General features: G+C 63.6%; 27 protein-coding genes and 2 tRNA genes. 15 read left to right on the top strand and 14 right to left on the bottom strand.

From position 1 onward, the window contains the following. Nucleotides 1-4 precede the first annotated feature (4 nt). The 3 genes from ybeY to miaB are packed head-to-tail and all read right to left on the bottom strand — an operon-like array spanning nt 5 to nt 2,881. On the bottom strand, nt 5-469 hold the full coding sequence (ybeY, locus tag KO539_RS06600) for an rRNA maturation RNase YbeY (protein ID WP_219307971.1): 465 nt from the start codon (nt 467-469) through the stop codon (nt 5-7). Further along, on the bottom strand, nt 453-1,517 hold the full coding sequence (locus KO539_RS06595) for a PhoH family protein (protein WP_034746759.1): 1,065 nt from the start codon (nt 1,515-1,517) through the stop codon (nt 453-455). The genes ybeY and KO539_RS06595 overlap by 17 nt, the downstream gene beginning before the upstream one ends. Continuing rightward, nucleotides 1,514-2,881 (bottom strand): tRNA (N6-isopentenyl adenosine(37)-C2)-methylthiotransferase MiaB, encoded by a 1,368-nt coding sequence (gene miaB, locus KO539_RS06590; protein WP_219307969.1) that lies wholly within the window; start codon nt 2,879-2,881, stop codon nt 1,514-1,516. Before miaB ends, KO539_RS06595 begins: the two co-directional genes overlap by 4 nt. 657 nt (nt 2,882-3,538) lie before the next feature. Between miaB and KO539_RS06585 the strand changes: the two genes are divergently transcribed. Next, nucleotides 3,539-3,865, top strand: coding sequence for a hypothetical protein (locus tag KO539_RS06585; protein WP_034746769.1), 327 nt, complete (start codon nt 3,539-3,541; stop codon nt 3,863-3,865). 141 nt (nt 3,866-4,006) lie between these two features. Here KO539_RS06585 and KO539_RS06580 read toward each other — a convergent pair whose 3' ends face one another. Next, nucleotides 4,007-4,852 carry an HDOD domain-containing protein gene (locus KO539_RS06580; RefSeq protein ID WP_219307967.1) on the bottom strand — a complete coding sequence of 282 codons (846 nt, stop codon included), beginning with the start codon at nt 4,850-4,852 and terminating at the stop codon, nt 4,007-4,009. Next, entirely contained in the window at nt 4,849-5,178 is a 330-nt protein-coding gene (locus KO539_RS06575) for a hypothetical protein (RefSeq protein WP_307789025.1), read from the bottom strand. Before KO539_RS06575 ends, KO539_RS06580 begins: the two co-directional genes overlap by 4 nt. 210 nt (nt 5,179-5,388) lie before the next feature. Between KO539_RS06575 and KO539_RS06570 the strand changes: the two genes are divergently transcribed. The 3 genes from KO539_RS06570 to KO539_RS06560 are packed head-to-tail and all read left to right on the top strand — an operon-like array spanning nt 5,389 to nt 7,762. After that, entirely contained in the window at nt 5,389-6,966 is a 1,578-nt protein-coding gene (locus KO539_RS06570) for a sensor histidine kinase (protein ID WP_219307965.1), read from the top strand. 15 nt (nt 6,967-6,981) lie between these two features. Then, entirely contained in the window at nt 6,982-7,563 is a 582-nt protein-coding gene (locus KO539_RS06565; protein WP_219307963.1) for a DUF1697 domain-containing protein, read from the top strand. Nucleotides 7,564-7,582: 19 nt separating this feature from the next. Beyond that, nucleotides 7,583-7,762 carry a hypothetical protein gene (locus KO539_RS06560; RefSeq protein ID WP_099376588.1) on the top strand — a complete coding sequence of 60 codons (180 nt, stop codon included), beginning with the start codon at nt 7,583-7,585 and terminating at the stop codon, nt 7,760-7,762. Nucleotides 7,763-7,844: 82 nt separating this feature from the next. On the opposite strand, the gene KO539_RS06555 is transcribed toward KO539_RS06560, so the two are convergent. Then, on the bottom strand, nt 7,845-8,249 hold the full coding sequence (locus KO539_RS06555) for a hypothetical protein (RefSeq protein WP_219307961.1): 405 nt from the start codon (nt 8,247-8,249) through the stop codon (nt 7,845-7,847). Nucleotides 8,250-8,580: 331 nt separating this feature from the next. Here KO539_RS06555 and KO539_RS06550 point away from each other — a divergent pair, with 331 nt between their 5' ends. The 4 genes from KO539_RS06550 to KO539_RS06535 are packed head-to-tail and all read left to right on the top strand — an operon-like array spanning nt 8,581 to nt 10,692. Continuing rightward, nucleotides 8,581-8,934: a helix-turn-helix transcriptional regulator gene (locus KO539_RS06550; protein WP_099401553.1), complete on the top strand. Its 354-nt coding sequence runs from the start codon at nt 8,581-8,583 to the stop codon at nt 8,932-8,934. A 7-nt stretch (nt 8,935-8,941) separates the two neighbouring features. Then, entirely contained in the window at nt 8,942-9,367 is a 426-nt protein-coding gene (locus KO539_RS06545) for a YeeE/YedE family protein (protein WP_099401552.1), read from the top strand. Further along, nucleotides 9,364-9,795: a DUF6691 family protein gene (locus KO539_RS06540; RefSeq protein ID WP_219307959.1), complete on the top strand. Its 432-nt coding sequence runs from the start codon at nt 9,364-9,366 to the stop codon at nt 9,793-9,795. Before KO539_RS06545 ends, KO539_RS06540 begins: the two co-directional genes overlap by 4 nt. A 42-nt stretch (nt 9,796-9,837) precedes the next feature. Next, nucleotides 9,838-10,692 carry a ChaN family lipoprotein gene (locus tag KO539_RS06535; protein WP_219307957.1) on the top strand — a complete coding sequence of 285 codons (855 nt, stop codon included), beginning with the start codon at nt 9,838-9,840 and terminating at the stop codon, nt 10,690-10,692. Between the two features lie 3 nt (nt 10,693-10,695). On the opposite strand, the gene KO539_RS06530 is transcribed toward KO539_RS06535, so the two are convergent. After that, entirely contained in the window at nt 10,696-11,523 is an 828-nt protein-coding gene (locus tag KO539_RS06530; RefSeq protein ID WP_219307955.1) for an IclR family transcriptional regulator C-terminal domain-containing protein, read from the bottom strand. 165 nt (nt 11,524-11,688) lie between these two features. Between KO539_RS06530 and KO539_RS06525 the strand changes: the two genes are divergently transcribed. The 7 genes from KO539_RS06525 (at nt 11,689) to KO539_RS06495 (ending at nt 18,638) form a co-directional block, all read left to right on the top strand. Continuing rightward, on the top strand, nt 11,689-12,387 hold the full coding sequence (locus tag KO539_RS06525; RefSeq protein WP_076573106.1) for a 3-oxoacid CoA-transferase subunit A: 699 nt from the start codon (nt 11,689-11,691) through the stop codon (nt 12,385-12,387). 10 nt (nt 12,388-12,397) lie between these two features. Continuing rightward, nucleotides 12,398-13,039 (top strand): 3-oxoacid CoA-transferase subunit B, encoded by a 642-nt coding sequence (locus tag KO539_RS06520; RefSeq protein WP_219307953.1) that lies wholly within the window; start codon nt 12,398-12,400, stop codon nt 13,037-13,039. 26 nt (nt 13,040-13,065) lie between these two features. Next, entirely contained in the window at nt 13,066-14,268 is a 1,203-nt protein-coding gene (pcaF, locus tag KO539_RS06515; RefSeq protein WP_219307951.1) for a 3-oxoadipyl-CoA thiolase, read from the top strand. 153 nt (nt 14,269-14,421) lie between these two features. Continuing rightward, entirely contained in the window at nt 14,422-15,717 is a 1,296-nt protein-coding gene (locus tag KO539_RS06510; protein ID WP_219307950.1) for an MFS family transporter, read from the top strand. Between the two features lie 76 nt (nt 15,718-15,793). Next, complete coding sequence (locus tag KO539_RS06505) at nt 15,794-16,489, top strand: fumarylacetoacetate hydrolase family protein (RefSeq protein ID WP_099401546.1); 696 nt, start codon at nt 15,794-15,796, stop codon at nt 16,487-16,489. Nucleotides 16,490-16,510: 21 nt separating this feature from the next. Then, nucleotides 16,511-16,831, top strand: coding sequence for a thioredoxin family protein (locus tag KO539_RS06500; RefSeq protein ID WP_374106370.1), 321 nt, complete (start codon nt 16,511-16,513; stop codon nt 16,829-16,831). Nucleotides 16,832-17,339: 508 nt separating this feature from the next. Then, nucleotides 17,340-18,638, top strand: a complete 1,299-nt coding sequence (locus KO539_RS06495) for an MFS transporter (RefSeq protein ID WP_035822011.1) — start codon at nt 17,340-17,342, stop codon at nt 18,636-18,638. A gap of 52 nt (nt 18,639-18,690) precedes the next feature. On the opposite strand, the gene KO539_RS06490 is transcribed toward KO539_RS06495, so the two are convergent. The 7 genes from KO539_RS06490 to miaA all read right to left on the bottom strand — a co-directional run bounded on the left by KO539_RS06490 (nt 18,691) and on the right by miaA (nt 25,826). Beyond that, nucleotides 18,691-20,199: a histidine phosphatase family protein gene (locus tag KO539_RS06490; protein WP_257626124.1), complete on the bottom strand. Its 1,509-nt coding sequence runs from the start codon at nt 20,197-20,199 to the stop codon at nt 18,691-18,693. 106 nt (nt 20,200-20,305) lie between these two features. Beyond that, nucleotides 20,306-22,789, bottom strand: a complete 2,484-nt coding sequence (locus KO539_RS06485) for a TonB-dependent receptor (protein WP_219307948.1) — start codon at nt 22,787-22,789, stop codon at nt 20,306-20,308. A gap of 80 nt (nt 22,790-22,869) precedes the next feature. Next, on the bottom strand, nt 22,870-23,868 hold the full coding sequence (locus KO539_RS06480; RefSeq protein ID WP_219307947.1) for a FecR domain-containing protein: 999 nt from the start codon (nt 23,866-23,868) through the stop codon (nt 22,870-22,872). After that, nucleotides 23,865-24,392: a sigma-70 family RNA polymerase sigma factor gene (locus KO539_RS06475; protein WP_219307946.1), complete on the bottom strand. Its 528-nt coding sequence runs from the start codon at nt 24,390-24,392 to the stop codon at nt 23,865-23,867. The genes KO539_RS06480 and KO539_RS06475 overlap by 4 nt, the downstream gene beginning before the upstream one ends. A gap of 181 nt (nt 24,393-24,573) precedes the next feature. Continuing rightward, nucleotides 24,574-24,650 (bottom strand) — tRNA-Met (locus tag KO539_RS06470). A gap of 60 nt (nt 24,651-24,710) precedes the next feature. Beyond that, nucleotides 24,711-24,787, bottom strand: a tRNA-Met gene (locus tag KO539_RS06465). Nucleotides 24,788-24,878: 91 nt separating this feature from the next. After that, a complete protein-coding gene (miaA, locus tag KO539_RS06460; RefSeq protein ID WP_219307945.1) occupies nt 24,879-25,826 on the bottom strand; it encodes a tRNA (adenosine(37)-N6)-dimethylallyltransferase MiaA in 948 nt (315 codons plus the stop codon). Between the last annotated feature and the right edge of the window lie 2 nt (nt 25,827-25,828).

Below are 25,828 nucleotides of genomic sequence, written 5' to 3'. Positions count from 1 at the left end.
GCGCTTACTCCTTGTACGGGTCGGTAATGCCGAGTTTCGCGAGGATGTCCGTTTCCAGGCCCTCCATCTCGGTCGCTTCCTCGTCATCCATGTGGTCGTAGCCCTGCGCATGCAGCACGCCGTGGACGATCAAATGGGCCGTGTGCTCTTCCACGCTTTTCTTCTGTTCTTGCGCCTCCTTTTCCAGCACGTCCGTGCACAGGATGATGTCGGCGCGCGTCGGCTCGTCCTCGGCCAGTTCTTCGCCTTCGTTGTAGGCGAAGGTCAGCACGTTGGTGGCGTAGTCCTTTTCGCGGTAGTCGCGGTTCAGGCTGCGGCCTTCTTCCGCGTCGACGAAGCGGATGGTGAATTCGGCCGGCGCGAACAGGGCCGCCTTGACCCAGCGGCGCACTTTCGGGCGCGTGATCAGGGTTTCCAGGCGGGTGTCCGGGTATTGCACGGACAAGGACAGTTTATTTTTTTCGGACATTTTTGGCGGCAGCTGGTTTCAATAAGGAGGGCAGGTGGGCGGCGTCGGCGTTGGCCGCCTGCGCCGTTTCATACGCGTCGACGATGCGTGCGACGAGCGGGTGGCGCACCACGTCGGTGCTGTTAAATTGCGTAAAGCCGATGCCGCGCACATCTTTCAGCACATGCACGGCGTCGATCAGGCCGCTCGTCTGGCTCTTGTGCAGGTCGACTTGCGTGACGTCGCCCGTCACCACGGCCTTGCTGCCAAAGCCGATGCGCGTCAAGAACATCTTCATCTGTTCGACGGTGGTGTTTTGCGCTTCATCGAGGATGACGAAGGCGTGGTTCAGGGTGCGTCCGCGCATGTAGGCCAGCGGGGCGATCTCGATCACCTGTTTTTCAAACAGCTTTTGCGTGCGGTCAAAGCCCAGCAGATCGTACAGCGCGTCGTACAGGGGACGCAGGTACGGGTCGACCTTTTGCGCCAGGTCGCCCGGCAAGAAGCCCAGGCGCTCGCCCGCTTCGACGGCGGGGCGCGTCAGGATGATGCGCTTGACGGCATCGCGCTCGAGCGCATCGACGGCGCAGGCGACGGCCAGGTAGGTTTTACCCGTGCCGGCCGGACCGACGCCGAAGCTGATGTCGTGTTCGAGGATGTCGCGCAAATACGCGATCTGGTGCGGCGTGCGCCCGCGCAGGTCGGAGCGCCGCGTTTTCAGCACGGGGCTGGCGATGTCTGGCTCGACGAAGGTGCTGGCGGGCGCGTTGGCGTGGTGTTCCGAGGCGGCGGACAGGCCCGCGCGCTGCTCCACCAGGGCCAGTTGCACTTCTTCCAGCGGCACGACCTTGTTGGCGATGGCGTAGAACTGTTCGAGGATTTCCACGGCGCGTTCGGCATTGCTGCCGCCGACGATGAATTTCTCGCCGCGGCGGAAGATCGTCACGTCGAGGGCGGCGGAAATCTGGCGCAGGTTTTCATCGAGGGGGCCGCACAGGTGCGCCAGGCGCGTGTTGTCGAGCGGCTCGGGGATGAAGTAATGCGGCTGTATCGGGGCTTTGGTTTTCAACTGGCTCTTTTCAATGCGGGTGCGCTGGCGACGAGTTCGCCGCGTAGGGTGTAGGAATGGCTTTCGGTGATGCGCACGTCGACCAGCTGGCCGATCAATTGCAAACCGTCGGGGCCGGCGTCGAAGTTGACCACGCGGTTGTTTTCCGTGCGGCCTTGCAGTTCACGATCAATTGTGTCCTTCTTCGAACGGCCTTCGACGAGGATGGTTTGTACCGTGCCCACCATGGCCAGGCTGTACTTGCGCGTGTTGGCGTCGATGGCGGCCTGCAGCTGCTGCAAACGGGCCAGCTTGACTTCATGCGGCGTGTCGTCTTCCAGGCTGGCGGCCGGCGTGCCGGGGCGTTTGCTGAAGATGAAGCTGTAGCTGTTGTCAAAGCCCACGTCCGCGATCAGCTTCATCATGGCGTCGAAGTCGGCCTGGGTCTCGCCGGGGAAACCCACGATGAAGTCCGACGAAATGGCCATGTTCGGGCGCACGGCGCGGATGCGGCGGATGATGGACTTGTATTCGAGGCCCGTGTAGCCGCGCTTCATGGCGCCGAGGATCTTGTCGGAACCGTGCTGCGCCGGCAGATATAAATGGTCGACCAGTTGCGGGATCTTCGCGTAGGCGTCGATCAGGCGCTGCGTGAATTCCTTCGGGTGGCTGGTGACGAAGCGCATGCGCTCGATGCCGGGAATGTCGGCCACGTATTCGAGCAGCAGGGCGAAGTCGGCGATGTCTCCGCCTTCCATCGCGCCCCGGTAGGCGTTCACGTTTTGCCCCAGCAGGGTGATTTCCTTGACGCCCTGGGCGGCCAGGCCAGCCACTTCCGTCAGCACGTCCTCGAAGCGGCGCGACACTTCCTCGCCGCGCGTGTAGGGCACGACGCAGTAGCTGCAATATTTGCTGCAGCCTTCCATGATGGAGACGAACGCAGAGGCGCCTTCCACCTTGGCCGGCGGCATGTGGTCAAACTTTTCGATTTCCGGGAAGCTGATGTCCACTTGCGAGGTGCCGCTGGTGCGGCGCAACTCGATCATCTGCGGCAGGCGGTGCAGGGTTTGCGGGCCGAAGACCATGTCGACATACGGTGCGCGCTTGACGATGGCGTCGCCTTCCTGCGACGCCACGCAGCCACCCACACCGATCAGCAGGTGCGGCTTGGCCAGTTTCAGCTCGCGCAGACGGCCCAGGTCGGAAAACACTTTTTCCTGCGCCTTTTCGCGCACGGAGCAGGTATTGAGCAGGATCACATCGGCATCTTCCGGCGTGTCGGTGCGCACCAGGCCATCGGAGGCGCCCAGCACGTCGGCCATCTTGTCCGAGTCGTACTCGTTCATCTGGCAGCCGAAGGTTTTAATGAATACTTTTTTCTGCATGGCGTCGGGCGCTTATCGGTAAGTGTGGCGGCAAACAAGAGGGTTGGACAGGATGCTGCAGCGCAGAGGGGACCGCTCAGGGTCGGGCGCGGTGGATGACCGGCCGGGCGCCTCTGGCTACCCGGTGGCAGGCTCGCTGCAAGTTCAGGCCATAGTTTAGCGTAAATCGCCGGGGCGGGCCATGTTGTACTTACCTTGCCGACAAGGTTGCCGCCTGCATATGCGCCCATTTTCAGTAATGCCTAAAAGCATTTATTGCCGTGCGACACCATTGATTTGTAACAAGTTGCTGCAAAGCCTTGTGTGCGCCCGCTGGCATCCTAATGTGTTGAAATAGCATCGTTGCCAAGCCAACCAGCAGCTTGATTGATATTTAACAATCAGGAAGTTTGCGCGAGGCGCAGATGCTGCGTGATTGGGCTAGTATATTGTCTTATATGCAATTCATTTCAGAGAATTGCACGTGCTTTTAGTGTCTTTACTCACGCGGCAAGCTGCGTACCTTGGCTGGGCGTGGCTGTGCAGGTCCTGTGCAGGCAGTGCGATAAGGAGGGGAGGCTGAATCCGATGGAAAGACGTTTATTTAATTAAACACTCTAAGCCAGCCTTAAGTTCGAATCGGCATTATTTTCTACATTCACCAGACGAGGAAAAATCATGGCACATCATGCATTAGCATCGCAAGAGAGTTACAACCCGAACCACCTGCTGGATATTCTGCTGAGCAAGATGCAGCTGAAAAACGATGCAGCCCTGTCGCGTCTGCTGGAAGTGGCGCCACCCGTCATCAGCAAGATCCGCCACCACCGCTTGCCGGTCGGCGCCTCGCTGCTGATCCGCATGCACGAAGTGACGGGCATGAGCATCCGTGACCTGCGCGACCTGATGGGCGACCGCCGCACCAAGTATCGTTTGTCCGACGCCCAGGGCCGTCCAAAAGCGGAAGACCGCGGCGATGCGCAAGAATCGAATTACGCGCACTGATGTGGCGGTTGCACGCTGACTGTGCCGCTTGCGTAGCTGCTGGCGGCAACAGGCTGGCGTGGGCCGGGCAGCATGGACGTACCGTACTACCCCTAACGGCTTTCGCCTCGCAGCGAGAGCCGTTTGCGTTTGCGCCAGTGTTTAGCTCAGCAGCGCCGAGGTGATTTCATCGTAGCGCAGCTCCGTTTCGCGGAACAGTTGCAGATACGTGTCTTCGCCCAGGCCCAGCGCATCCCAGGCCACCGGCGAGACGCGCGGCACCATGTCGTCGCCCGCCTGCGCCAGGTCGAGCGCGCACACAATCGCATTGGCCACGTGGATCAACGATGCGAGGAAGCCTGCCCCCGGCGTTTCCGGCTGCAGGTAGTTGCCCAGCGCCAGGCGCATGGTGTCGGAAAAATTCCAGTGCTCGGCCAGCGCCACGCCAGCCTGCACGTGATCCACGCCCAGCACGGCCTGCTCCGCTTCGAGCAGGCTGCAATCGTGCGCCGCCTGGTACGCGATGACTTGCGCATAGTGCGCGGGAAAGCTGCTGACCAGCACCAGGCGGCCGATGTTGTGCAGCAGGCCGGCCGTGAAGGCGTAGTCCTGGTTGAAGCGGATCTGCCGCGCCAGCACCTTGGCGCAAGCGGCCGTCGCCACCGAATGGCGCCAGAAAGCCTTGTCGTCGAAACCGGGGCAGCGTCCTTCCGGGAAGCAACCCGTGATGGCGGCCGACGTGATCAGGCTGCGCGTCGTCTGGAAGCCCAAGTAAGTAATCGCCTGCTGGATGGTGGTGGCTTTGACTTGCAAGCCATATTGCGAGGAGTTGGCCAGGCGCAGGGTTTTTGCCGTCAGCGCCTGGTCGTACGACACTTTTTTGGCCAGCACGGAAATATCGACGTCTTCCTGGTCGATGCTGTTGAGCAGTTCCATCACGACGGCGGGTAGCGAGGGTAAATCATCGAGGTGGGCGACGATGTCGTCGAGCGTCAGCTGGGTGCTCATGCGGCCTCTCCCGTGCCCAGGCGGTAAGCCGTGACATAGCCGCGCAGCAAGGTGGTGGCCGCGTCCAGGGGATCCTCGGGGTCATGCTTGCGGAACAGGTAGGCCAGCCGTTCGCTGTCGGCCGCCTGTTGTGCGGCGATTTCTTCGGGTGACGGTGGCGGCGCCTGGATCGGCAGCATGTCGATGTTGTGTCGGGGCATCAGGGCCAGCATGTTTTCCGTGAGTACCGCGCCTTGCGGCAGCAGCACTTGTCCATGCGCATCGAGCAAGACATCCGACAAGACCATGCCAGGACGAACTTGTTCCAGGGGTAGATGTTGATGCATGACCGCCATGACGACTCCTTAGATGATTGCGGGATATTACCATTGCCATGACGCAATGTCTCAACCTGTATCAAGGCCTGGTGGAAAACGGCATTGCTGTAAATCTTGCCAATAAGCATGTCATACCGTACATTTGATTCAGGCTGTTGTCCGCTGACGTCTGTGCGCCCGCGCCGCGGGCTGGCGGCCTGGCACGGGGAGTATTGATCGATGGTGAGTATCCAAGTCCGGCTGACCCTGCTTTTTGTCGTGATCGTCACCCTGGTGCTGGGCATTTCGGGTACCTATACCCAATATACACTGAGCCAGGAACTTGAATCGGGCAGCGCGCGCCTGCGCAGCGGCGTGCTGACGCGCTTGCAGACCAGCTTGCCCTCGGCCCTGTGGGACCTCGACAAATCCAAGGTTGACAGCATCGTCGCGGCCGAAATGCTGCCGCCGGAACTGGTTGGTATTCGCGTCTACGACGCCTCCGTCGGCCTGTTCGCCGGCGAAGTGCGCGACGCGGCCGGCACCCTGGTGCCCTTGAGCGCCGACGTGGCCATGGGCGGCACGCCCGTCGAGGCGCCGCTGGTGTTCCGCGATGCCGTAGCCGCGGCCACGGGCGGCAAGCCGGTGATCGTCGGCAAGGTCATCGTCAATTTCAGCCGCGCCCAGATCGATGCGGCCCTGCGCGGCGAAGTGCGGCGCAAGGTGCTGGAAGTGTTGCTGCTTGACATCATTTTGGTGGGCGCCCTGGCGCTGAGCCTGCGCATCGTCTTTGGCCCCTTGAAACAGTTGCGCGACGGCTTGTTCGACCTGGCCACGCGCGGCAGCGACGAGGTCGAAGAGCTGCCGGAAAACCGGCGCGACGAACTGGGCGACGTGATCCGCGGCTTCAATGCCGTGCAGCGCAAGCTCAAGTCCATCATCGAGGGCAGCCGCGAGGCGGAAGACATGGCGCGCCGTTCGCAGCAGGCAACGGCGCAGGCCATGGACGAGCTGCGCCGCGCGCAGGAATCGTTGCTGCAGTCGGAACGCCTGGCCTCGCTGGGCAGCCTGGTGGCCGGCGTGGCGCATGAAATCAACACCCCGGTCGGCATCGCGCTGACCAGCGCCTCGGTGCTGAAGGAAGCGACCGATGAGATCAGCGCGGCGGTGGCCGGCGGCAGCGTGAAGAAGACCGATATCGTGCGCTACCTGGAAACGGCCGGCGAAAGCGCGCGCCTGATCATGAACAATGCCTACCGCGCCGCGCACCTGATCCACAGTTTCAAGCAGATCGCCGTCGACCAGGTCAGCGAGGCGCGCCGTTTATTTGAAGTGCGCGACTATATTGGCGAGGTGATCTCGAGCCTGCAGCCGACCCTGAAAAAGACGCGCATCCGCATCGATATCGATTGCCCACCTGGCATCATGCTCGACAGCTATCCGGGCGCGCTGGCACAGGTGCTGACCAACCTGGTCTTGAACTGCGTCGAGCACGCCTTTGATGCGGATACGGACGGCCATATCCATATCGGCGTGCTTGGCGACAAGGACTGGATCGCCATGCAGGTGCGCGACAACGGCCGCGGCATCGCGCCCGACATGCTCGACCGCGTGTTTGATCCGTTTGTCACCACGCGGCGGGGACAGGGCGGCACGGGCCTGGGCTTGAATATCGTATTCAACTTGATTGCCAAGCAGTTTGGCGGCACCATCACGGTCAGCAGCACCTTGGGGCAGGGCGCGACGTTCCTGCTGCGCCTGCCCAAGGTCACGCCATTGCCGGAAGGCGCCGCCAGCGTGCCGGCCGGCCAGGCATAGGCAAGGAGACAAGACATGGCACAGATGGAAAACAGTCAGCAAGTGGCGCTTTTGCGCGGCATCAATGTGGGCCGCGCCAAGCGCGTGGCCATGGCCGACCTGCGCAAGCTGCTGGGCGACCTGGGTTTTGCGCAGGCGCGCACCGTGCTCAACAGCGGTAACGTCGTGTATGACGGCGGCAAGGTCGCGCCGGCCGAGGCCGCTGCCCGCATCGAGGAAGCGCTGGTGCTGAAACTGGGCGTGGCGGCCAGGGTGACGGTGCTGTCGGCCGGCCAGTTCGCCGAACTGATCGACCAGAACACCCTGGCGCCAGCGGCCGATGCGGCCCGTTTGCTGACCCTGGTGCTGAACAATCCGGCCGACATGCAGCGCCTGGCGCCCTTGCTGCAGCGGCCGTGGCAGCCGGAAGCGCTGGCGCTGGGCCAATGGGCCGCGTATGCCTGGTGTCCCGATGGCGTGCTGGCCAGCAAGGTGGTGGCGGCGCTCGGTGTGCTGCTGGGCGATGGCGTCACCTCGCGCAACTGGGCCACCATGCAAAAATTACAGGCGCTGCTGAACGGGCCCGATGCGGCAGCCACATCTGCCAAGGAGCACTGATGCCTTTCATCGAGACGCCATGAACTGGGATATCGTCAAGGGCGTGCTGATCTTGCTGGTTGCCGTCAGCGCCCTGGGCACGGCCTTCGTGCTCATTTCCGCCTCGGGCACGGACAAGGCGGCCTGCATCGCGCGCGCCCTGAAGTCAGGCATTCCTGTCGGGAATATCGAACGGGTGTGCCGCTTGCTGGACAAGTGAGACCGGACGATTGACGTGGCCAAAAAAATTCCGCGCAATGCGGAATTTTTTTAAGGCAGCGGCATCGGCCGCCGAAATAAGCTCAGCTATCGAATTTTTCCTGTTTTTCACCGTGCATGCTAAAGGCCAGCAAGCCCAGTCCCACCAGCAACATCGAGACCATGCTCGCTTCGGGCACGGGCGGCGGCACGTTCGCGTGCTGTACCGCAGGGATGGTGGCCGCGGGCGGCGGCAGTGCGCCCTGGCGCGCACCGGCGCTGCGCCAGCGCGGGGTGGCATTGAGCGTCGAGTCCTGCGCCAGCAGGCGCGCATACGGCAAGTCCGGTGTTTCCCAGCCAGGATTGTCCGCCGTGTTGGTGAAACCGAGACTGTCGTCGCTCACGGCAGGCGCGCGTGCCGTGGGCGGGGAACTATCGCTGGCCGCCACATTGCCGGTACACGCCGACAGCGCCAGCATGGCCATGCATAGCGGCTCAAGTATCTTCATCTTTGACTCCCTGGTTCACCGTGCGGTGCGGCCGAAACCGGCCTGCGCCTGGACGGACAATGCGCCTGTACGGGGGCGTATCACGATTTTTCTAATGAGGTCTTATTACAGCACAAATCGTGGCAATTTTGCTACGTATATTTGCTTTAAATTACGAATATTTATCATTTTGATAGCGCGCAGGCTATCGCTGCCGCACACTTCGCATGAGTACGCTATCGTCGAAAAACACTGTTGTTTTTTTGTGCGAATCGCCAGCACGAAAACAATATATTGATTAGTATATTGTTTATCGTATGATGATCAATATGACCGCCTGTGGGAGGGCAAGATGGAGACAGTTACAACACAACACGCCGAATACAGCCTCGACGCCATGCGTGGCTCGGCCTACAAGGCCAGCTCGCTGCTCAAGGCCATGGGCAATGCCGACCGTTTGATGCTGCTGTGCCAGTTATCGCAGGGCGAGCATTGCGTCAGCGACCTCGAACAGAAAGTGGGCATCGGCCAGCCGACCCTGTCGCAGCAACTGGGCGTGCTGCGCGAAGAGATGCTGGTGGCCACGCGGCGCGACGGCAAGCAGATTTATTACCGCGTCGCCAGCGCGCCCGTGCTGGCCGTGCTGCAAGTGCTGTACGCACAATTTTGCGCGCCGCGCGCCCCGTTCAACGACGAAGCGGACTGATACTGCCATGAACATAGCCTGGCAGCACTTCACGCCATGGGCTTCGCTGGCCGGCGGCATGCTGATCGGCCTGGCCGCGGCCCTGCTGATTCTGTTCAATGGCCGCATCGCCGGCATCAGCGGCATTGTCGGCGGCTTGCTGCGCCCGCGCAGTGGCGACCTGGGCTGGCGCATCGCCTTTCTTGCCGGCCTGATCGGCACGCCCCTGCTGTACCAGTTGTGGCAATCCTTGCCGCCCGTGCAGATCGACGCTGGCACGCCGGCCCTGATCGTCGCGGGCCTGCTGGTGGGCGTGGGCGTGCGCTATGGCGCCGGCTGCACCAGCGGCCACGGCGTGTGCGGCCTGTCGCGCCTGTCTGCGCGTTCGCTGGCGGCCACTTGTGCCTTCATGGCGGCCGGATTCCTCACCGTGTATCTGTTGCGTCACTTATGAGCAAGCTGATCCTTTCCCTGTTGAGCGGCCTCGTCTTTGGTGTGGGCCTGATCGTCTCCGGCATGAGCAACCCGGCCAAGGTGCTCGCTTTCCTCGACCTGGCCGGCGCCTGGGATCCGTCGCTGGCGCTGGTGATGGGCGGCGCCATCGGCGTGGCCTTGCCGGCCTTCTGGCTGGCGCGGCGGAGGACCAGTTCTCTGCTGGGCGTAGCCATGCAATTGCCGGTATCGCGGCGCATCGACCGGCGCTTGCTGCTGGGCAGCCTGGCCTTTGGCGCGGGCTGGGGCATCGCCGGTTTCTGTCCCGGCCCCGCCCTCGTGTCTTTGCTGGCGGGCCAGCCGAAGGCGTGGCTGTTTGTGGGCGCGATGCTGGCCGGCATGGCCGTGTTTGAAGTGCTGGAGCGCCGCAAGCTGCCCGCGCCGGCCTGAGACGGTACAATCTGGCGCATCGCCACTTTGGATACCGCTTACATGACAACCGTGATTTTCCGCGCCGGCGCACGCGCCGCTCTGCTGTGCAGCGTGCTGGCGCTGGCCGCCTGCGGCAGCTTGCTGAAGAAAGACGCTCCGCCCGCTCCCGTGCCCGTGGCTGACACCTTGCCCAATCCGCAAGTGTTGCTGCTGGGCGAAGTGCATGACAATGCGCAAGGCCAGCGCCTGCGGGTCGAGGAATTGCGCCGCCGCCTGGCGGCCGGCTGGCGTCCTGTGATTGTCATGGAACAGTTCGACCGCGAAAACCAGGCCTTGCTGACGCGCGCCGCGCGCGATTGTGCCGACCCCGATTGCATCATCCGCGTGATGGAACAGCCGCGCTGGGATTGGAGCTTGTACCGGCCCGTGCTGGACCTCGTCATCAGCTATCAGCTGACCCTGGTCGCCGCCAATCTGTCGCCCGCCGATGCCTCGCGCATCGTGCGCGACGGCATCCAATGGTCGATGCCACCCGCCATGGTGGCCACCTACCTGGCCGCGCCCGTGCCGGCAGACATTTTGGATGGGCAACAGAAGGAAGTCCAGGCGGCCCGCTGCAATATGCTGCCCGACATGATGGTGGGTGGCGTCGTCAACGCGCAAGTGGCGCGCGATATCTGGATGGCCAAGCTGATCCGCGACCAGGCGCCGCGCGACGTGGTGCTGATCGCCGGCAACGAGCATGTGCGCAAGGATATCGGCGTGCCCCGCTGGCTGAAACTGGCCGACCCGCAACTGAACGTGCGCAGCATCGGCTACCTGGAACAGGGTAGCATCGGTTTCAAGGGCACGTTCGACCTCACGCAAACGATGCCGGCGCAACCGCGCCCGGACCCGTGCGCCAAATTCAAGTAAACGCTACTGCTGCACCCGCACCAGCGCGCTGACCCGGCTTGCCGTATCGAGCAGTTTCGGCAAGCTGTGTTCCAGCAGGTGCGCCACGGACGGCCCCGCCGTCTGGCCGCTGACGTTGATTGCCGCCACCACCTTGCCGGCCCGGTCGAATACGGGCGCGGCCAAGGCGATCAAGCCCTGTTCCAGCTCTTCCTGCACCAGGCACCAGCCCTGGCGCCGCACTTGCGCAATCTCTTCCATCAAGACGTCGATATCGACCTTGGTTGCCGGCGTGATTTTCAGCAGCGCCATCTTCGACAGCCGTTCGCGCAGCGCGTCGGGCGCCAGGCCCGATAGCAAAACCCGTCCCATCGAGGTGCAGTAGGCGGGCAGGCGGCTGCCGATGCCCAGGTTGATCGACATGGTGCGGTGCGCGGACAGGCGCACGACATACACGATGTCGTCGCCGTCGAGCACGGTGGCCGAGCACGACTGGCGCAAGGTCTGCATCAATTCTTCCAGCAGCGGCTGCGCCTGCGTCCACACGGGCAAGGATGACAGGTAGGCGTAACCGAGGTCCAGCACCTTCGGCGTCAAACGGAACAGCCGCCCATCCGCTTCCACATAACCGAGATGCAGCAAGGTGAGCAGGATGCGCCGCGCGCCCGCGCGCGTCAGCTGCGCCCGTTCCGCCACTTCGCTCAAGGTCTGTTGCGGCGCGTCCGCGCCAAAGCTGCGCAGCACGGCCAGGCCCCGCGCGAACGATTGCACATAGCTGTCGCCGGGACGCGGCACGCCGTCCGCATCGACGGTTTCTTCGGTAGCAAGGGAGGTGCTGCTGCGTGCGGTCATGGCAATTCCAATGGATCAAGGTGGCAATTATAGCCATGGCGCTGGCAAAAACGGCAAATTGACAAGCGCCCCGATCAGGCATATTCTCACGAATAAGTTCTAAATACGAATATTTGTTCGTTGTGCGAACAAATGGCCGATGGGTTTGATGTGAAGGAGACCGCAATGATCGACAAACTGCGTTCCAGCGTGCTTGATGCGCTGGCCGATATCCACGATGGCGCCACCGTCATGATTGGCGGCTTTGGCGGCGCGGGCCAGCCGGCCGAGCTGATCGACGGCTTGATCGCCCAAGGCGCGCGCGACCTCGTCATCGTCAACAACAATGCGGGCAATGGCGACACGGGCCTGGCCGCCCTGCTGAAAAACGGGCAGGTGCGCAAGATCATCTGCTCGTTCCCACGCCAGGCCGATTCCCACGTCTTTGATGCCTTGTACCGTGCGGGCAAGCTGGAACTGGAACTGGTGCCGCAGGGCAACCTGGCCGAGCGCATCCGCGCCGCCGGCGCCGGCATCGGCGGCTTTTTCACGCCCACCGGTTATGGCACGGACTTGGCCAAGGGCAAGGAAACACGCGAGATCGATGGCCGCATGTATGTGTTCGAGTCGCCGATCCACGCCGATTTCGCGCTGATCAAGGCGGAGCAGGGCGACCGCTGGGGCAACCTGACTTACCGCAAGACGGCGCGCAACTTCGGTCCCATCATGGCCATGGCCGCGAAAGTCAGCATTGCTTCCGTGCACGAGGTGCTTGACTTGGGCAGCATCGATCCCGAGCACGTCATCACGCCGGGCCTGTTCGTGCAGCGCCTCGTGCAAGTGCCGCGCACGGCCACCGGCCCCGCCGGCTTCAAAGCTGCCTGAGGAGTAACAAATGAACAAATGGAATCGAGATCAAATGGCGGCCCGTGTGGCGGCCGACATCCATGAAGGCAGTGTCGTCAACCTCGGTATCGGCTTGCCGACCCTGGTGGCGAACCACTTGCCGGCTGGCGCGGAGATCATCCTGCACAGCGAAAACGGCGTCATCGGCATGGGCCCCGCGCCAGCGCCGGGCGAGGAAGACTACGACCTGATCAACGCCGGCAAGCAACCCGTCACCCTGCTGCCCGGCGGCAGCTATTTCCACCATGCCGACAGCTTCGCCATGATGCGCGGCGGCCACCTGGACATTTGCGTGCTGGGCGCGTTTCAAGTATCCGCCACGGGCGACCTGGCCAACTGGCACACGGGCGCACCGGACGCCATTCCCGCCGTGGGCGGGGCCATGGATCTGGCCATCGGCGCGAAAAAAACCTGGGTCATGATGGAATTGCTGACCAAGACGGGTGAAAGCAAGCTGGTGCAGGCATGCACTTATCCGCTGACGGGCATAGCCTGCGTCAGCCGCATCTACAGCGACCTGGCCGTGCTCGACCTGGGGCCAAATGGCGCCACGGTGGTCGAACTGGTGGACGGCTTGAGTTTTGAACAGTTGCAAGCGTTGACGGCCGTGCCGCTGACGGACGGACGTTAATTCAACACTTTCTTGGAGGAGAGAACATGACCCACGCATACATTTGCGACGCGCAGCGTACGCCGTTCGGCCGCTACGGCGGCGGACTCGCTGGCGTGCGCGCCGACGACCTGGGCGCCGTACCCATCCGTGCCTTGATGGCGCGCAATCCCGAGGTGGACTGGACTTTTGTTACCGACGTGCTGTACGGCTGCGCCAACCAGGCGGGCGAGGACAACCGCAACGTGGCGCGCATGGCGGCCCTGCTGGCCGGCCTGCCCGACAGCGTGCCGGGCGCCACCCTGAACCGCCTGTGCGGTTCGGGCCTGGACGCCATCGGCAGCGCCGCGCGTTTCATCAAGAGCGGCGAGGCGGGATTGATGATCGCCGGCGGCGTGGAAAGCATGAGCCGTGCGCCGTTTGTCATGGGCAAGGCCGACAGCGCTTTTTCGCGCGGCATGAAAATGGAAGACACGACCATCGGCTGGCGTTTCATCAACCCGCTGATGAAGGCGCAGTACGGCGTCGATTCGATGCCGGAAACGGCGGAAAACGTGGCGTCGGACTTTGGCATCAGCCGCGCGGACCAGGATGCGTTCGCCCTGGCCAGCCAGGTCAAGGCCTTGGCGGCGCAGCAGGCGGGCGTGTTCGACAGTGAAATCTGCCCTGTCAGCATCGCGCAAAAGAAGGGCGACCTCGTTGTTGTCAGCCGCGACGAGCACCCGCGCGCCACCACCCTGGAGACCCTGGCCAAATTGAAACCCGTCGTGCGCGTGGACGGCACGATTACCGCCGGCAACGCGTCCGGCGTCAACGATGGTGCCGCGGCCCTGCTGCTGGCCGACGAGGCCAACGCGGCCCGCTTCGGCCTGACGCCGCGCGCCCGTGTCGTGGCCATGGCGACGGCTGGCGTGGCGCCGCGCATCATGGGCATGGGTCCCGCGCCCGCCACCCTGAAAGTGCTGGCCATGACGGGCTTGAGCCTGGCCGACTTCGATGTCATCGAACTGAACGAAGCGTTTGCCGCCCAGGGCCTGGCCGTGCTGCGCCAGCTGGGCTTGCCCGACGACGATGCGCGCGTCAACCCGAACGGCGGCGCCATCGCCCTGGGCCACCCGCTGGGCGCCTCGGGCGCTCGCCTGGCCATGACGGCCGTCAACCAGCTGCACCGCACGGGCGGGCGTTATGCGCTCTGTACCATGTGCATCGGCGTGGGGCAGGGCATCGCGCTGGTGCTGGAACGGGTCTGATTCCACGCGCCCGCAGGCGAAAAAAAGTTGCCCGTCATACGTATTAACGCGTATGCCGGGCGGCTTTTTGACCCGGATCAAGGGCGTATGATGCAAAACCAGCCTGGGCAATCCGGCTGGCGTTGGCTTTTTCACACGAACAAGAAGACTGATATGACATCCCACGATACTCCGCATGACGTTGCGCAGCTGACTTCCCAGCAGCGCATCAAGGCCATCATTGGCGCTTCCTCCGGTAACCTGGTCGAATGGTTCGACTTCTACATTTACTCGTTCTGCGCGCTGTATTTCTCGCACGCTTTCTTCCCTTCCGGTAACCCGACGACGCAGTTGCTGCAGACGGCCGGCATCTTTGCCGCCGGCTTCCTCATGCGTCCCGTGGGCGGCTGGCTGTTCGGCCGCATCGCCGACAAATATGGCCGCCGCCAGTCGATGATGATTTCCGTGCTGATGATGTGCGGCGGTTCCCTGATGATCGCCGTCCTGCCCACGTATGAAACCATCGGCGCCTTCGCCCCGTTCCTGCTGCTCGTGGCGCGTCTGTTCCAGGGCTTGTCCGTGGGCGGCGAATACGGCACCAGCGCCACCTACATGAGTGAAGTGTCGGAATCGGGCAAGCGCGGCTTCTTCGCCTCGTTCCAGTACGTGACCCTGATCGGCGGCCAGTTGCTGGCCTTGCTGGTGCTGGTGGTCTTGCAGCAACTCTTGACTCTGGAAGAGCTGCGTGCCTGGGGCTGGCGCATCCCGTTTGTCTTCGGCGCCCTGGCGGCCCTCGTCTCGCTGAACCTGCGTAAATCCCTGACGGAAACGACCACCGCCAGCGAGCGCAAGGACAAGGACGCGGGCAGCCTGCGCGGCTTGCTCAAGCACAAGCGCGCCTTCATCACGGTACTGGGCTTTACGGCCGGCGGCTCGCTCGTGTTCTACACGTTTACCACCTACATGCAGAAATACCTGGTCAACACAGCCGGCATGGATACCAAGACGGCCAGCGCCGTCATGACCTGCGCCTTGCTGGTGTACATGATTTTGCAACCGGTGTTCGGCGCCTTGTCCGACCGCATCGGCCGCCGCACGTCGATGCTGTTCTTTGGCGGCTTGGCCACCCTGTGCGTGTTGCCGATCATGCATGCCTTGAAAGACATCACCAGCCCGTACGCGGCGTTTGGCCTGATCATCATCGCGCTGGCCGTGATCAGTTTCTACACGTCGATCAGCGGCTTGATCAAGGCCGAAATGTTCCCCGTCGAAGTGCGCGCGCTGGGCGTGGGCCTGTCGTATGCGGTCGCCAACGCCATGTTCGGCGGTTCGGCCGAATACGTGGCGCTGCAGTTCAAGGCCTGGCACGTGGAAGAGTATTTCTACTGGTACGTGACCGTCATGTGCCTGATTTCCTTCATCGTCGCCATCCGCATGCCGGACCCGAGCCGCTCGGGGCTGTTGAAGTAACGTTGTCGTAAAATGAGGGACACTGCGGTGTCCCTTTTTCATCACCGTCTTTTTATCGTGCCGATCAGGAGTTTTCATGTCGTATGTCATTCCCGCAGCCATCCAGCCCAGCGTTCCCGTCACGGGCAGCGCCGACAGCTTTCCCGTCCACCGCATCTATTGCGTGGGCCGCAACTATGTCGACCACGCCAAGGAAATGGGCCACACTGGCCGCGAGGCGCCGTTTTTCTTCATGAAACCCAACGATGCCGTGCTGCCCGTGCCCGCCGGCACGACGGGCGAACTGCCGTATCCGGCGCAGACGCAGGATTTTCAGCACGAGATGGAGCTGGTGGTGGCCATCGGCAAGGGCGGCAGCGACATCGGCGTGGCCGACGCCATGGACCACGTGTGGGGCTATGCGGTCGGCCTGGACATGACGCGCCGCGACGTGCAGGGTGCGGCGAAAAAACTGGGCCGTCCGTGGGACACGGGCAAGGCCTTCGAGCATTCGGCGCCCATCGGCCCCATCACTCCGGCCGTGCAGGCGGGTGATATTGGCAGTGCTGCCATCACCCTGCACGTGAACGGCGAGTTGCGCCAAGGCAGCAGCATCGACATGCTGATCTGGAACGTGGCTGAAACCATCGCCGACCTGTCGACCTATTTCACTTTGCAGCCGGGCGATCTGATCTACACAGGCACGCCGGCCGGCGTGGCGGCCGTGCAGCGCGGCGACGAGCTGGTGGGCGCCATCGATGGCCTGGGCACCTTGCGCGTGAAAGTGGTCTAAGTTCTCAAGGAGACGGGCATGATGAACGACACATATTCCGTAGCACAACCGACTCGCGCCGAGATCGACGCCTTGACCGGGCCGGCCCTGCTGGAATTTGGCACGGGCTGGTGCGGCCACTGCCGCGCCACCCAGGCGCCGCTGGCCGCCGCGTTTGCGCAGCACCCTGGCGTGCCGCATATCCGCGTGGAAGACGGCCCCGGCCGCGCCCTGGGGCGTTCGTTCCGGGTGAAACTGTGGCCGACCCTGGTTTTTTTGAAAGATGGCCAGGAAGTGGCGCGCCTCGTGCGCCCGCTTGACAGTGCGGAGATCGGCAAGGCGTTTGCCCTGATCGAGGCGTAATTGGCTTGCATCATTTCTTGCCGCACCGCACCACTGCGCGTATCATAAGCCGCTTACAGCAAGATCAACCGCATCCTGAGTGATGCAGGCGCGATCATCGCCGGCCCGCTCCACCCGGAGGGGCCGCAGGCAAGGATTCACCACAAATGACCGATGCCGCGATGCCGACGCGCGGGTCTGGTACGGAATGCCTGGCGATACGCCGGGCCTGATACACGTCGCCCATCCCATGACGCCTTTCCTGCCGTGCCCCGGGTAACCGGATGGCGCACGACCGTTGTTTCTCTAAATCAGCACTGATCACGGCGCGATAGCGCGCGTTGCCAGCAGTTCGCTACGGCAACAAAAACCGTTGTTTTTGTTTGTAAATTTAATAGCAAATGCGCGGCAAATGCCTGCGCGCACGGCTATGATATGCCAACAACGCGCCTAGACACCGTGCTGTGCTGCTGCCTGAAAAAACATCCAGAGAATGGCCTTTAGACACCCTCCCCAAGGAGCGCAGTAAATGAGTAAGCCCCGGAGCACCCCCCCCAAGAAAAATTCCCCCGGCACGGTGCTGTTCGCCAGCCTGATCGGCACCACCATCGAGTTCTTTGACTTTTATATCTACGCCACCGCGGCCGTGCTGGTGTTCCCGAAACTGTTCTTTCCCGCCGGCGACCCGTCGGCCGCCGTGCTGCAGTCGCTGGCCACGTTCGCCATCGCCTTCTTCGCCCGCCCCATCGGCTCGGCCGTATTCGGCCACTTCGGCGACCGCATCGGCCGCAAGGCGACTCTCGTGGCAGCCTTGCTGACCATGGGTATCTCGACCGTCATCATCGGCTTGCTGCCGACATATGCCGCCATCGGCACCCTGGCGCCGCTGCTGCTGGCGCTGTGCCGTTTCGGCCAGGGCCTGGGCCTGGGCGGCGAGTGGGGCGGCGCGGTGCTGCTGGCCACGGAAAACGCGCCACCGGGCAAACGCGCCTGGTACGGCATGTTCCCGCAGCTGGGTGCGCCGATCGGCTTCTTCCTGTCGGGTGGCATCTTCCTCCTGCTGAGCGAAACCATGACCGATGAACAGTTCTTCAGCTATGGCTGGCGCATCCCGTTCCTGGCCAGCGCGCTGCTGGTCATCGTCGGCCTGTACGTGCGTCTGAAGATCACGGAAACGCCGGACTTCCAGAAAGTCATCGACAAGAACGAAGTCGTCAAGCTGCCCGTCGCCACCGTGTTCCGCCAGCATGGCCGCATGCTGTTCCTGGGCACCATCATCGCCCTGGCCACCTTTGTGCTGTTCTACCTGATGACGGTGTTCGCGCTGAGCTGGGGCACGACCAAACTGGGCTTCACGCGCAAGGAATTCCTCATCGTGCAACTGTTCGCCGTGCTGTTCTTCGCGCTGACGATTCCATTCTCGGCCGTGCTGGCCGACCGCCGCGGCCGCCGCGCCACCCTGATCTGGGTTTCCGTCGCCATCGCCATCTTCGGCCTGGTGCTCGCGCCCATGTTCGGCTCGGGTGTGACGTGGGAAGTGACCGTCTTCATGGCCGTCGGCCTGGGCCTGATGGGCATGACCTACGGACCGCTGGGCACGATGTTGTCCGAGCTGTTCCCGCCCGAAGTGCGCTACACGGGCGCTTCGCTGACGTTCAACCTGGCCGGCATTCTGGGCGCCTCGCTGGCGCCGTACATCGCCACCTGGCTGGCGACGAATTACGGCTTGCAATACGTGGGCTACTACCTGTCGCTGGCCGCCGTGCTGACCTTGGGCGCCTTGCTGATGGTGGGCAAGCCACGCGAGGGCAAGGAAGCCTGGCAGTAACTGCTTTCTGCTCGAAGTTCGAAAGCCGCCAGCTGCCCAGCTGGCGGCTTTTTTATTGCGCCGCCACGTGGCCGTAGCAGGCTTTCAGTCCCGTGTAATCATAGAACACGCTGCCCGGCGCGATGCGGGCACTGTCGCACGATGGCTGGAACGGCGTTTCCTTTTCGTTGTGCAGCAGGCGCACGATGAGCTGACCGTCGCCGTTGCGGTACACGTCCCACTGCATGTTGGCCGCCAGTGGCGCGACGGTCTGGCCGCGCCATGGATGATTGTCATAACTATAGCTGGCCGAAGCCGGCAGCGGCTGCTGCAAGCCCATGGCCGATGCCAGCGGAATGATCATCTCGGCATGTGTGAAGCGCAGCTTGGCCGCGTGGCGCAAATCTCCTTTGGCCAGCGCGTCGACTTCCTTGAAAAAATCGTCGCGCAAGGCCAGCGCGAAGCGCCAGGTCACGCCGGCGCTTTCCGTGGTGGCCGGTCCCTTTTCGTAGAAATCCTCGTGGTCGGCGACCGCGGCGTAGTAGCGTGCATCCTCGGCGGGCATGTAGCGGCTGAAATCGGCCGGCACTTCATGGCGCATGCCGGCGGCGATCGCGTACAGCGCATACAGTTGCGTGGCGGCCGCATTCAGGCTGCGGATGACGGTCTTGCCGCTGCCCGTCATGGTGCGCGTGAGTTTGCCGTCGTCGCTGGTGAAGGTGTAGTTGCCCGTGTCGGCATAGCTGGCGCCGCCGCGCTCAAGCTGGTCGAGGAAGGCGGGCGCAAACAGCCGTTCGAGCACATGGCGCGCGTGCGCGGCAGCCGCCGGCAGCCGGGCGGGCGAGTCCATCAGCGCGTGCAGGCCCTTGGTGCGGATATAGCGCTGGTACGCCTGGCTGGCATGGTAGGTGGCGTAATAAGGATGGGCCGGATCGGTGACCCGGTCCGTCTGCGGCGCCAGCTTGTGCGCGTACAGCAGGAAGCGGTTGACGCCATCCGCTTGTAATATCGGCTGTACCGCGGGCGCGTGTTCGAGCAGCGACTGCGTGAAGAAGCGGGCGCTGTCGCGTGCGCGGTCCACGCCGGAATGGATGGTGACGAGCTGGCGCGGCGCCGTCACGGCATCTTGCCCCACTTGCGCAAACAGGGCGGGCAGGCGCGCCAGCAGGCGCGCAGCCAGCTGTCGGTGTTCCTCGATGCCCGTCTGCGACAGATTGCCGTAGCCGGGTGTCTCGATGCCGACCACGCCATAACCGAGCAAGGCGTTCGCCCGCATCAGGGCCAGGATGTCTGGACCCAGTTCACGGCCCAGCGGCGTCAGGGCATCCTGCGCGGCCGCCTGCTGCCACATCGTATACAGGGCCGCGTCGCCCTTCATGCGCGTCAATCCGCGCGCACCGTGGCGCGCCACCAGCTGCGTGAAAATTGGCTGGAAGCCGGCCGGCGGCGCGGCATACGTGGCCGGATCCTGCTGCGGCGCATACGGCGTCTTGGTCTGGTAATGGCCGTCGATGGCCAGGGCGGGGCTGGCGCAGGCGGCCAGGGCCAGCAACATGCTGGACAGGGTAAGCGGTGGGGACATGTTTTTTTGGTGGATGGTTTCTTGAATGCAAGCCTAGCACTGAACGAAAAAAAGGCGGGCACGGCTGAATGCCCGCCCGCCTGTGCTGTCAGCGCAGTGCGTCAGCCTACCACTTCGGCGTGTACTTCAGGGTGAACTGCACGTTGCGCGGGTCGCCATAGTAGTTGTTCGAACCGGTGGTGTTGTAGGCGGGAATGATGTAGCGCTTGTCGAGCACATTGTTGACGTTGAGCGACAGGGCTACTTGCGGCGTGGCTTGCCAGGCCAGGCGCGCGTTCCAGATCGAGAAGCCGGCAACCTTGAACGTGTACGCGGTATCGAGCGTATGGCTTTGCGTGTTGACGCCGGCGCCCACGCTGAACTTGTCCCAGGCGCCGGGCAGGGTGTAGCTGGACCACACGCGCAGCATGTGTTTCGGCGTCCAGGTGGAAAAGACCTTGCCCTGATTGTCCGGGTCGTTCAGATACGTCGTCGTCGTGTAGGCGTAACCGGCAGACAGCTGCAAGCCGCGCGCCACTTCGCCCGATACTTCCGCTTCCATGCCCTGGCTGCGCACCTTGCCCGAGGCGCGCGAGCAGTACTGCCCGTCGCACGCGAGGTCGGCAGCATAGTCGGTGACGGAGCGGTTCTTGTGGTCGTAGCGGAATACGGCCAGCGAGGTGTTGACCTTGCCATCCATCAGTTCCCCCTTGATGCCCGCCTCGTAGTTGCTGCCCGTGATGGGCTTGAGGACCTTGCCTTGCACGTCGCGGATGCTTTGCGGCGTGAAGATGTCGGCATAGCTGGCGTAAGCCGACCATTGCGGATCGAGCGCGTAGATCAGTCCCGCCGATGGCGTGAACTTGGCGGTGGCGTTGAGTTGTTCTTCGGAACCTTTGGGCGTCGCATACAGGAAGTCATACCAGCTGAAGCGTCCGCCCAGCACGGCTTTCAGCTTGCCGGTCAACTGGCCGTTCCAGCTGCCATACAGGCCTTTCTGGCGTATTTCGTAGGTGCTGTTGCTGGTCACGCCCATTGGGCGCGCGGCGATGCTGTCGATATCTTGCCATGGGCGGTGGTGCTTGATGTTGAAGACGTTCGCCCCGGATTCCCAGACGCGCGCGTAGCGGTCGTCCGATGCCAGCGTGACATAGCTGGCGCCCACGAGCACTTCCTGCGCCATGCCCAGGCCGTCGAATTTGCCGCGTACGTAGGTATCGATGCCGCGCTTGCGGTTGTCGAAATCCATGCCAAAGTCGCCATAGCTCGCGCCGCTGCCGTCGGGCTGGATGGCGGAAGCCAGGCGCTGGTGCACGGAGCCGGTGTTTTCCTTCATGTTCACGGCCGAGGCCTTCAGGCTCCACTGGCTATTGAAATGGTGCTCCAAGTCGAGATACACGTTGGTTTGCTTGGCCTCGCTGCGGTTCCAGTCGGCACCCGTGAAGGTGGAGCGTGGCAGTGGTAGAGGGCTGCCATCCTCGTAGCGGGGCAGGCCGATGAAGGTGGGGCGGCCGTGGACATTGACGTTGCTGATGGCCAGACCCAGGGTGGTGGCCGGACCCAGGTCATAGTCGAGCGCCGCGTACAGGGTGCGGTTCTTGCTCCACACCTGGTCGATGAAGGAGTGGGTATCGTCTTCATCGACAATGACGCGTCCGCGCAGGCTGCCGTCCGCAGTCAGGGGGCTGCTGACGTCGAGCTGCGCGCCATAATGGTCCCAGGATCCCGCGCGCGCCGTCAGGCTGACACTGCGCGTGGCGCCCGGGCGCTTGCGCACCAGGCTGACGGAACCACCGGGGCTGCCCGTCCCAACGAGCATGCCCGAGGCGCCGCGCAGCACTTCCAGTCGGTCGTAGATGACCATGTTTTCCTGGCCCCAGTTACCCAGCGCATAGGTATTGCGGTCGATCGGCACGCCATCGTACTGCCATTGATCGATCTGGAAGCCGCGCGCCGTGATCACCACGCCCGGCCCCACGCCATGCACGCCCACCACGCCGGTGACGTTGTTGACCGCCTCGCGCAAATCCGTGATCCCTTGGTCGTCCAGGCGCTGGCGCGTCAGCACGCTGACCGATTGGGGGATGTCCTTCATCGCTTGCTCGCCCTTGCCGATGGTGAGCTTGCGCGCCGTGTAGGAGCCGCTGCCTTCCGTGGTGGCGCCTTGCTCGGCCTGGCCAACGATGGTAATCGAGGGCATCGTGCGCTCGGCCGCCGAGGCGCTACTGGCCGCCGCCGTGGGAGCGGCGACCGCAGGCGCGGCCACCAGCACATAGCCGGTGGACGTCTTGCCGATGGCGTAACCGCTGCCGCGCAGCAGCATGGCGAAACCGTCATCGACGGCGTAGCTGCCTTGCAGGCCGGCGCTGGTCAAGCCTTGGACCTTGGATGCATCGATGACGATGGACACGCCCGCCTGCTGCGCATAGCGGTTCAGGGCGCCGGCCAGCGGACCGGCGGGAATGCTGTAGCTGGCGGTGGCAGGCGCCGTTTGCGCAACTGCCTGGGCGTGCAGGCCGGCGCCAGCGAGCAGCATGGCCGCCAGGGCCAGCGGACGCAAACGCGTGCGCAAGGGATTCGGGGACGAAACGGGAACGACTTGAGCGTACATGGTGACAGCCTTTTTTGATTGATCTCAGCTGCCTTGACGCACGAGATGCGCAAAGTGGAACCGCGAACGCAAAAAAACATTTATTTTTTTGCGGTGCCAGTGTCTGGCGCGTCCACCATCACCAGGTAGCGCGTCAGCATGCGGATGCGCAGCTGCGGGAAATTGTCGATGAGTAGCTGCAGCGCCTTGTCCGTGTCGTCCAGCGGCAGCACGGCGGCCACGCGGATGCCGGCGATCTGCGCGCGGTCGTAATGCAGCTGGCCGGGGCGGTGGCGCGCCAGCTCGTCGAGCACCTGGGCCAGCGGCAAGTCGTCGACCACCAGCTGGCGCGCGCGCCAGGCATCCTGCACGCTGGCCGCATCGATGCTTGTCAGTGGCCCGACGCCATCGTCCGTGATGCGCGTGCGCTGGCCCGCCTGCACCACGACGGCCGGATGTTGCGGCACCTGCGCCAGCACCCTGGATTCCAGCATGCTCAGGATGGTGGCGCCGCCTTCCCTGCGCACCGTGAAGCGCGTGCCCAGCGCGCGGATCGCCGCCTGCTTGCTGTCGACGATGAAGGGGCGATGCGCATCCTTGGCCACGTCGACGAGGATGTCGCCGCGCACCAGTTCCACATGCCGCTCGCCCCCATTGAAACGCACGTTGACGGCGCTGTTGCCGGCCAGCGTGATCTGGCTGCCGTCGGCCAGGGTGTGCGTCTGCCATTGCCCCGTGGGGCTGCGCAGGTCGGCCAGCAGGTAGGCGGGGCGCTCGCCGAGGGCCAGTGTACCGGTCAGCGCGAGCACGGCCGCGGCGCTGGCGGCGGCCAGCTGGCGCAGACGCCGGCGCTTGGGCGCGATGGCGGCCAGGGCGGCGCGCGCGGGGCGATGGTCGCCGCCGGCCGGCTCGCGCACGGCGCTCAGTTGAAGCAGCAGGTTTTCCATGCCGGCGGCGACCGTCGCGTGCAGCGGGTCGGCCGCCTTCCACGCGGCAAAGCCGGCTCGCGCCGTGTCGCGTTCGGCTGGATCGTCGGCGCTGAGCTGCACGATCCAGCGCGCGGCCTGTTCGGCGGCGATATCGGCGCGCGTGCCGCTCATGCCGCCATGGCCGGGCAGGCGTGGCGGCAGGCCAGCAAGGCTTGCACCAGATATTTTTGCACCATGCGCGTGGAAACGTTCAGCTGCGCGGCGACGGCGGCCTGCGATTGCTCTTCCAGGTAGTGCAACAGAAAGGCGTCGCGCGCCTTGGCCTGCAAACCGTCCAGCGCCGTGGCGATCTGCCCGAGCGCCTGCACGGCCATCAGGATCTCGTCCGGCGAGGGCGCGCCGGGCAGGCTGTCGGCCAGCAGGGCCAGTTCCGCCAGGTAGCTGCGCTCGAGTACTTGCCGGCGCGCGCGGTCGAGCAGCAAACGCTTCGCCGTCGTGGACAGGTAGGCGCGCGGCTCGCGCATGCCGAACAGCGCGTCGCGCGAGGCGATGATGCGCACGAAGGTATCTTGCGCCACGTCGGCCGCGCCGTGCGGACAGCTGAGTTTTTTGCGCAGCCAGCCGACCAGCCAGCCGTGATGCTCGCTGTAGAGCGACTGCACTTGCTGTTGCAGGCTGGACTGGATGGCGGACATGGGCGATGAATAATATAAATGAGAATTATTCTCATTGTAAGCGGCAGAGGTGGCTCGCCACAATCCCCAATGCGTGGGGATGGGGCAGGTGTTGCGTACAGGCCGCACGCGAGATGGTGCCGGAAATGAAAAAACCCGCCGCTGCGCAGGGCAGGGGCGGGTTCTTCATGCTGCTAATTCTTGGTGGTGATAGGTGGACTTGAACCACCGACCCCAGCATTATGAATGCTGTGCTCTAACCAACTGAGCTATATCACCAAACAGACCGGTCAGACCGGATGCTGGTTTTGATCAGTAAAAAACCTGATCGATGTTCTTTGGTGGTGATAGGTGGACTTGAACCACCGACCCCAGCATTATGAATGCTGTGCTCTAACCAACTGAGCTATATCACCCAACAGCCGAGCATTATCCAGTCTTCCCATTTCCTTGTCAATGCCGGCGCAAAAAAATCTGTGGATTTTTTGTGTGCTGTAGCGTTCATGATTATTTCATCAACGGCTGGATCTGCGCCAGCATGGACGAGGCCGGATCAGGGCCCAGGCAATCGATGACGATGCGTTCCGGCATGGAGCGTAACCATGTCAACTGACGTTTGGCCAGCTGGCGCGTGGCGATGATGCCCGTCTCGCGCAAGGCGGCGCGGTCGATGCGGCCATCGAGGTATTCCCAGGCCTGGCGGTAACCGACGCAGCGCATCGAGGGCAAACCCGGGTGCAGGTCGCCGCGCCGGCGCAACCCATCCACTTCATCGAGCAGGGCGTCGTTTTTCAGCATGATGTCGAAGCGCGTGGCGATGCGCGCATGCAGCACGGCGCGGTCCGACGGTTCCAGCGCGAACGATTGGAGCTGGAACGGCAGCACGGTCTTTTCGCGCCGCGCCAGCAGGGCCGACATGGGCTGGCCGGACAAGGCGATGATTTCCAGCGCGCGGCCGATGCGCTGCGCATCCTGTGGCGCCAGGCGCGCGGCCGTGACGGGATCCTGCTCGGCCAGGCGCGCATGCATGGCGGGCCAGCCGATGGCGGCCGCGTCTTCTTCCAGCTGGGCGCGCAGCACGGGATCGGCGCCGGGCAAGTCGTCGAGGCCATCGGCCAGGCCCTTGAAGTACAGCATGGTGCCGCCGACCAGCAAGGGCAGCTTGCCGCGCGCCGAGATTTCGCTCACCAGGCGCAGGGTATCGTTGCGGAACTGCGCCACGGAATACGCGTCCAGCGGGTCAATGATGTCGATCAGATGATGCGGTACCTGGGCCAGCTCTTCCTTCGACGGCTTGGCCGTGCCGATATCCATGCCCCGGTAGACGAGGGCGGAATCGACGGAAATGATCTCGGACGGGATGGCTTGCGCGATGGCCAGCGCACTGGCCGTCTTGCCGCTGGCCGTGGGGCCCATGATGGCGACGGCCAGGGGGAGGTGTGGGGTGTTTGTCATGG

The organism is Janthinobacterium sp. NKUCC06_STL (assembly GCF_019345455.1).
GTDB lineage: Bacteria > Pseudomonadota > Gammaproteobacteria > Burkholderiales > Burkholderiaceae_D > Janthinobacterium > Janthinobacterium rivuli.
This window is presented reverse-complemented; position numbering and strand designations above follow the sequence as displayed.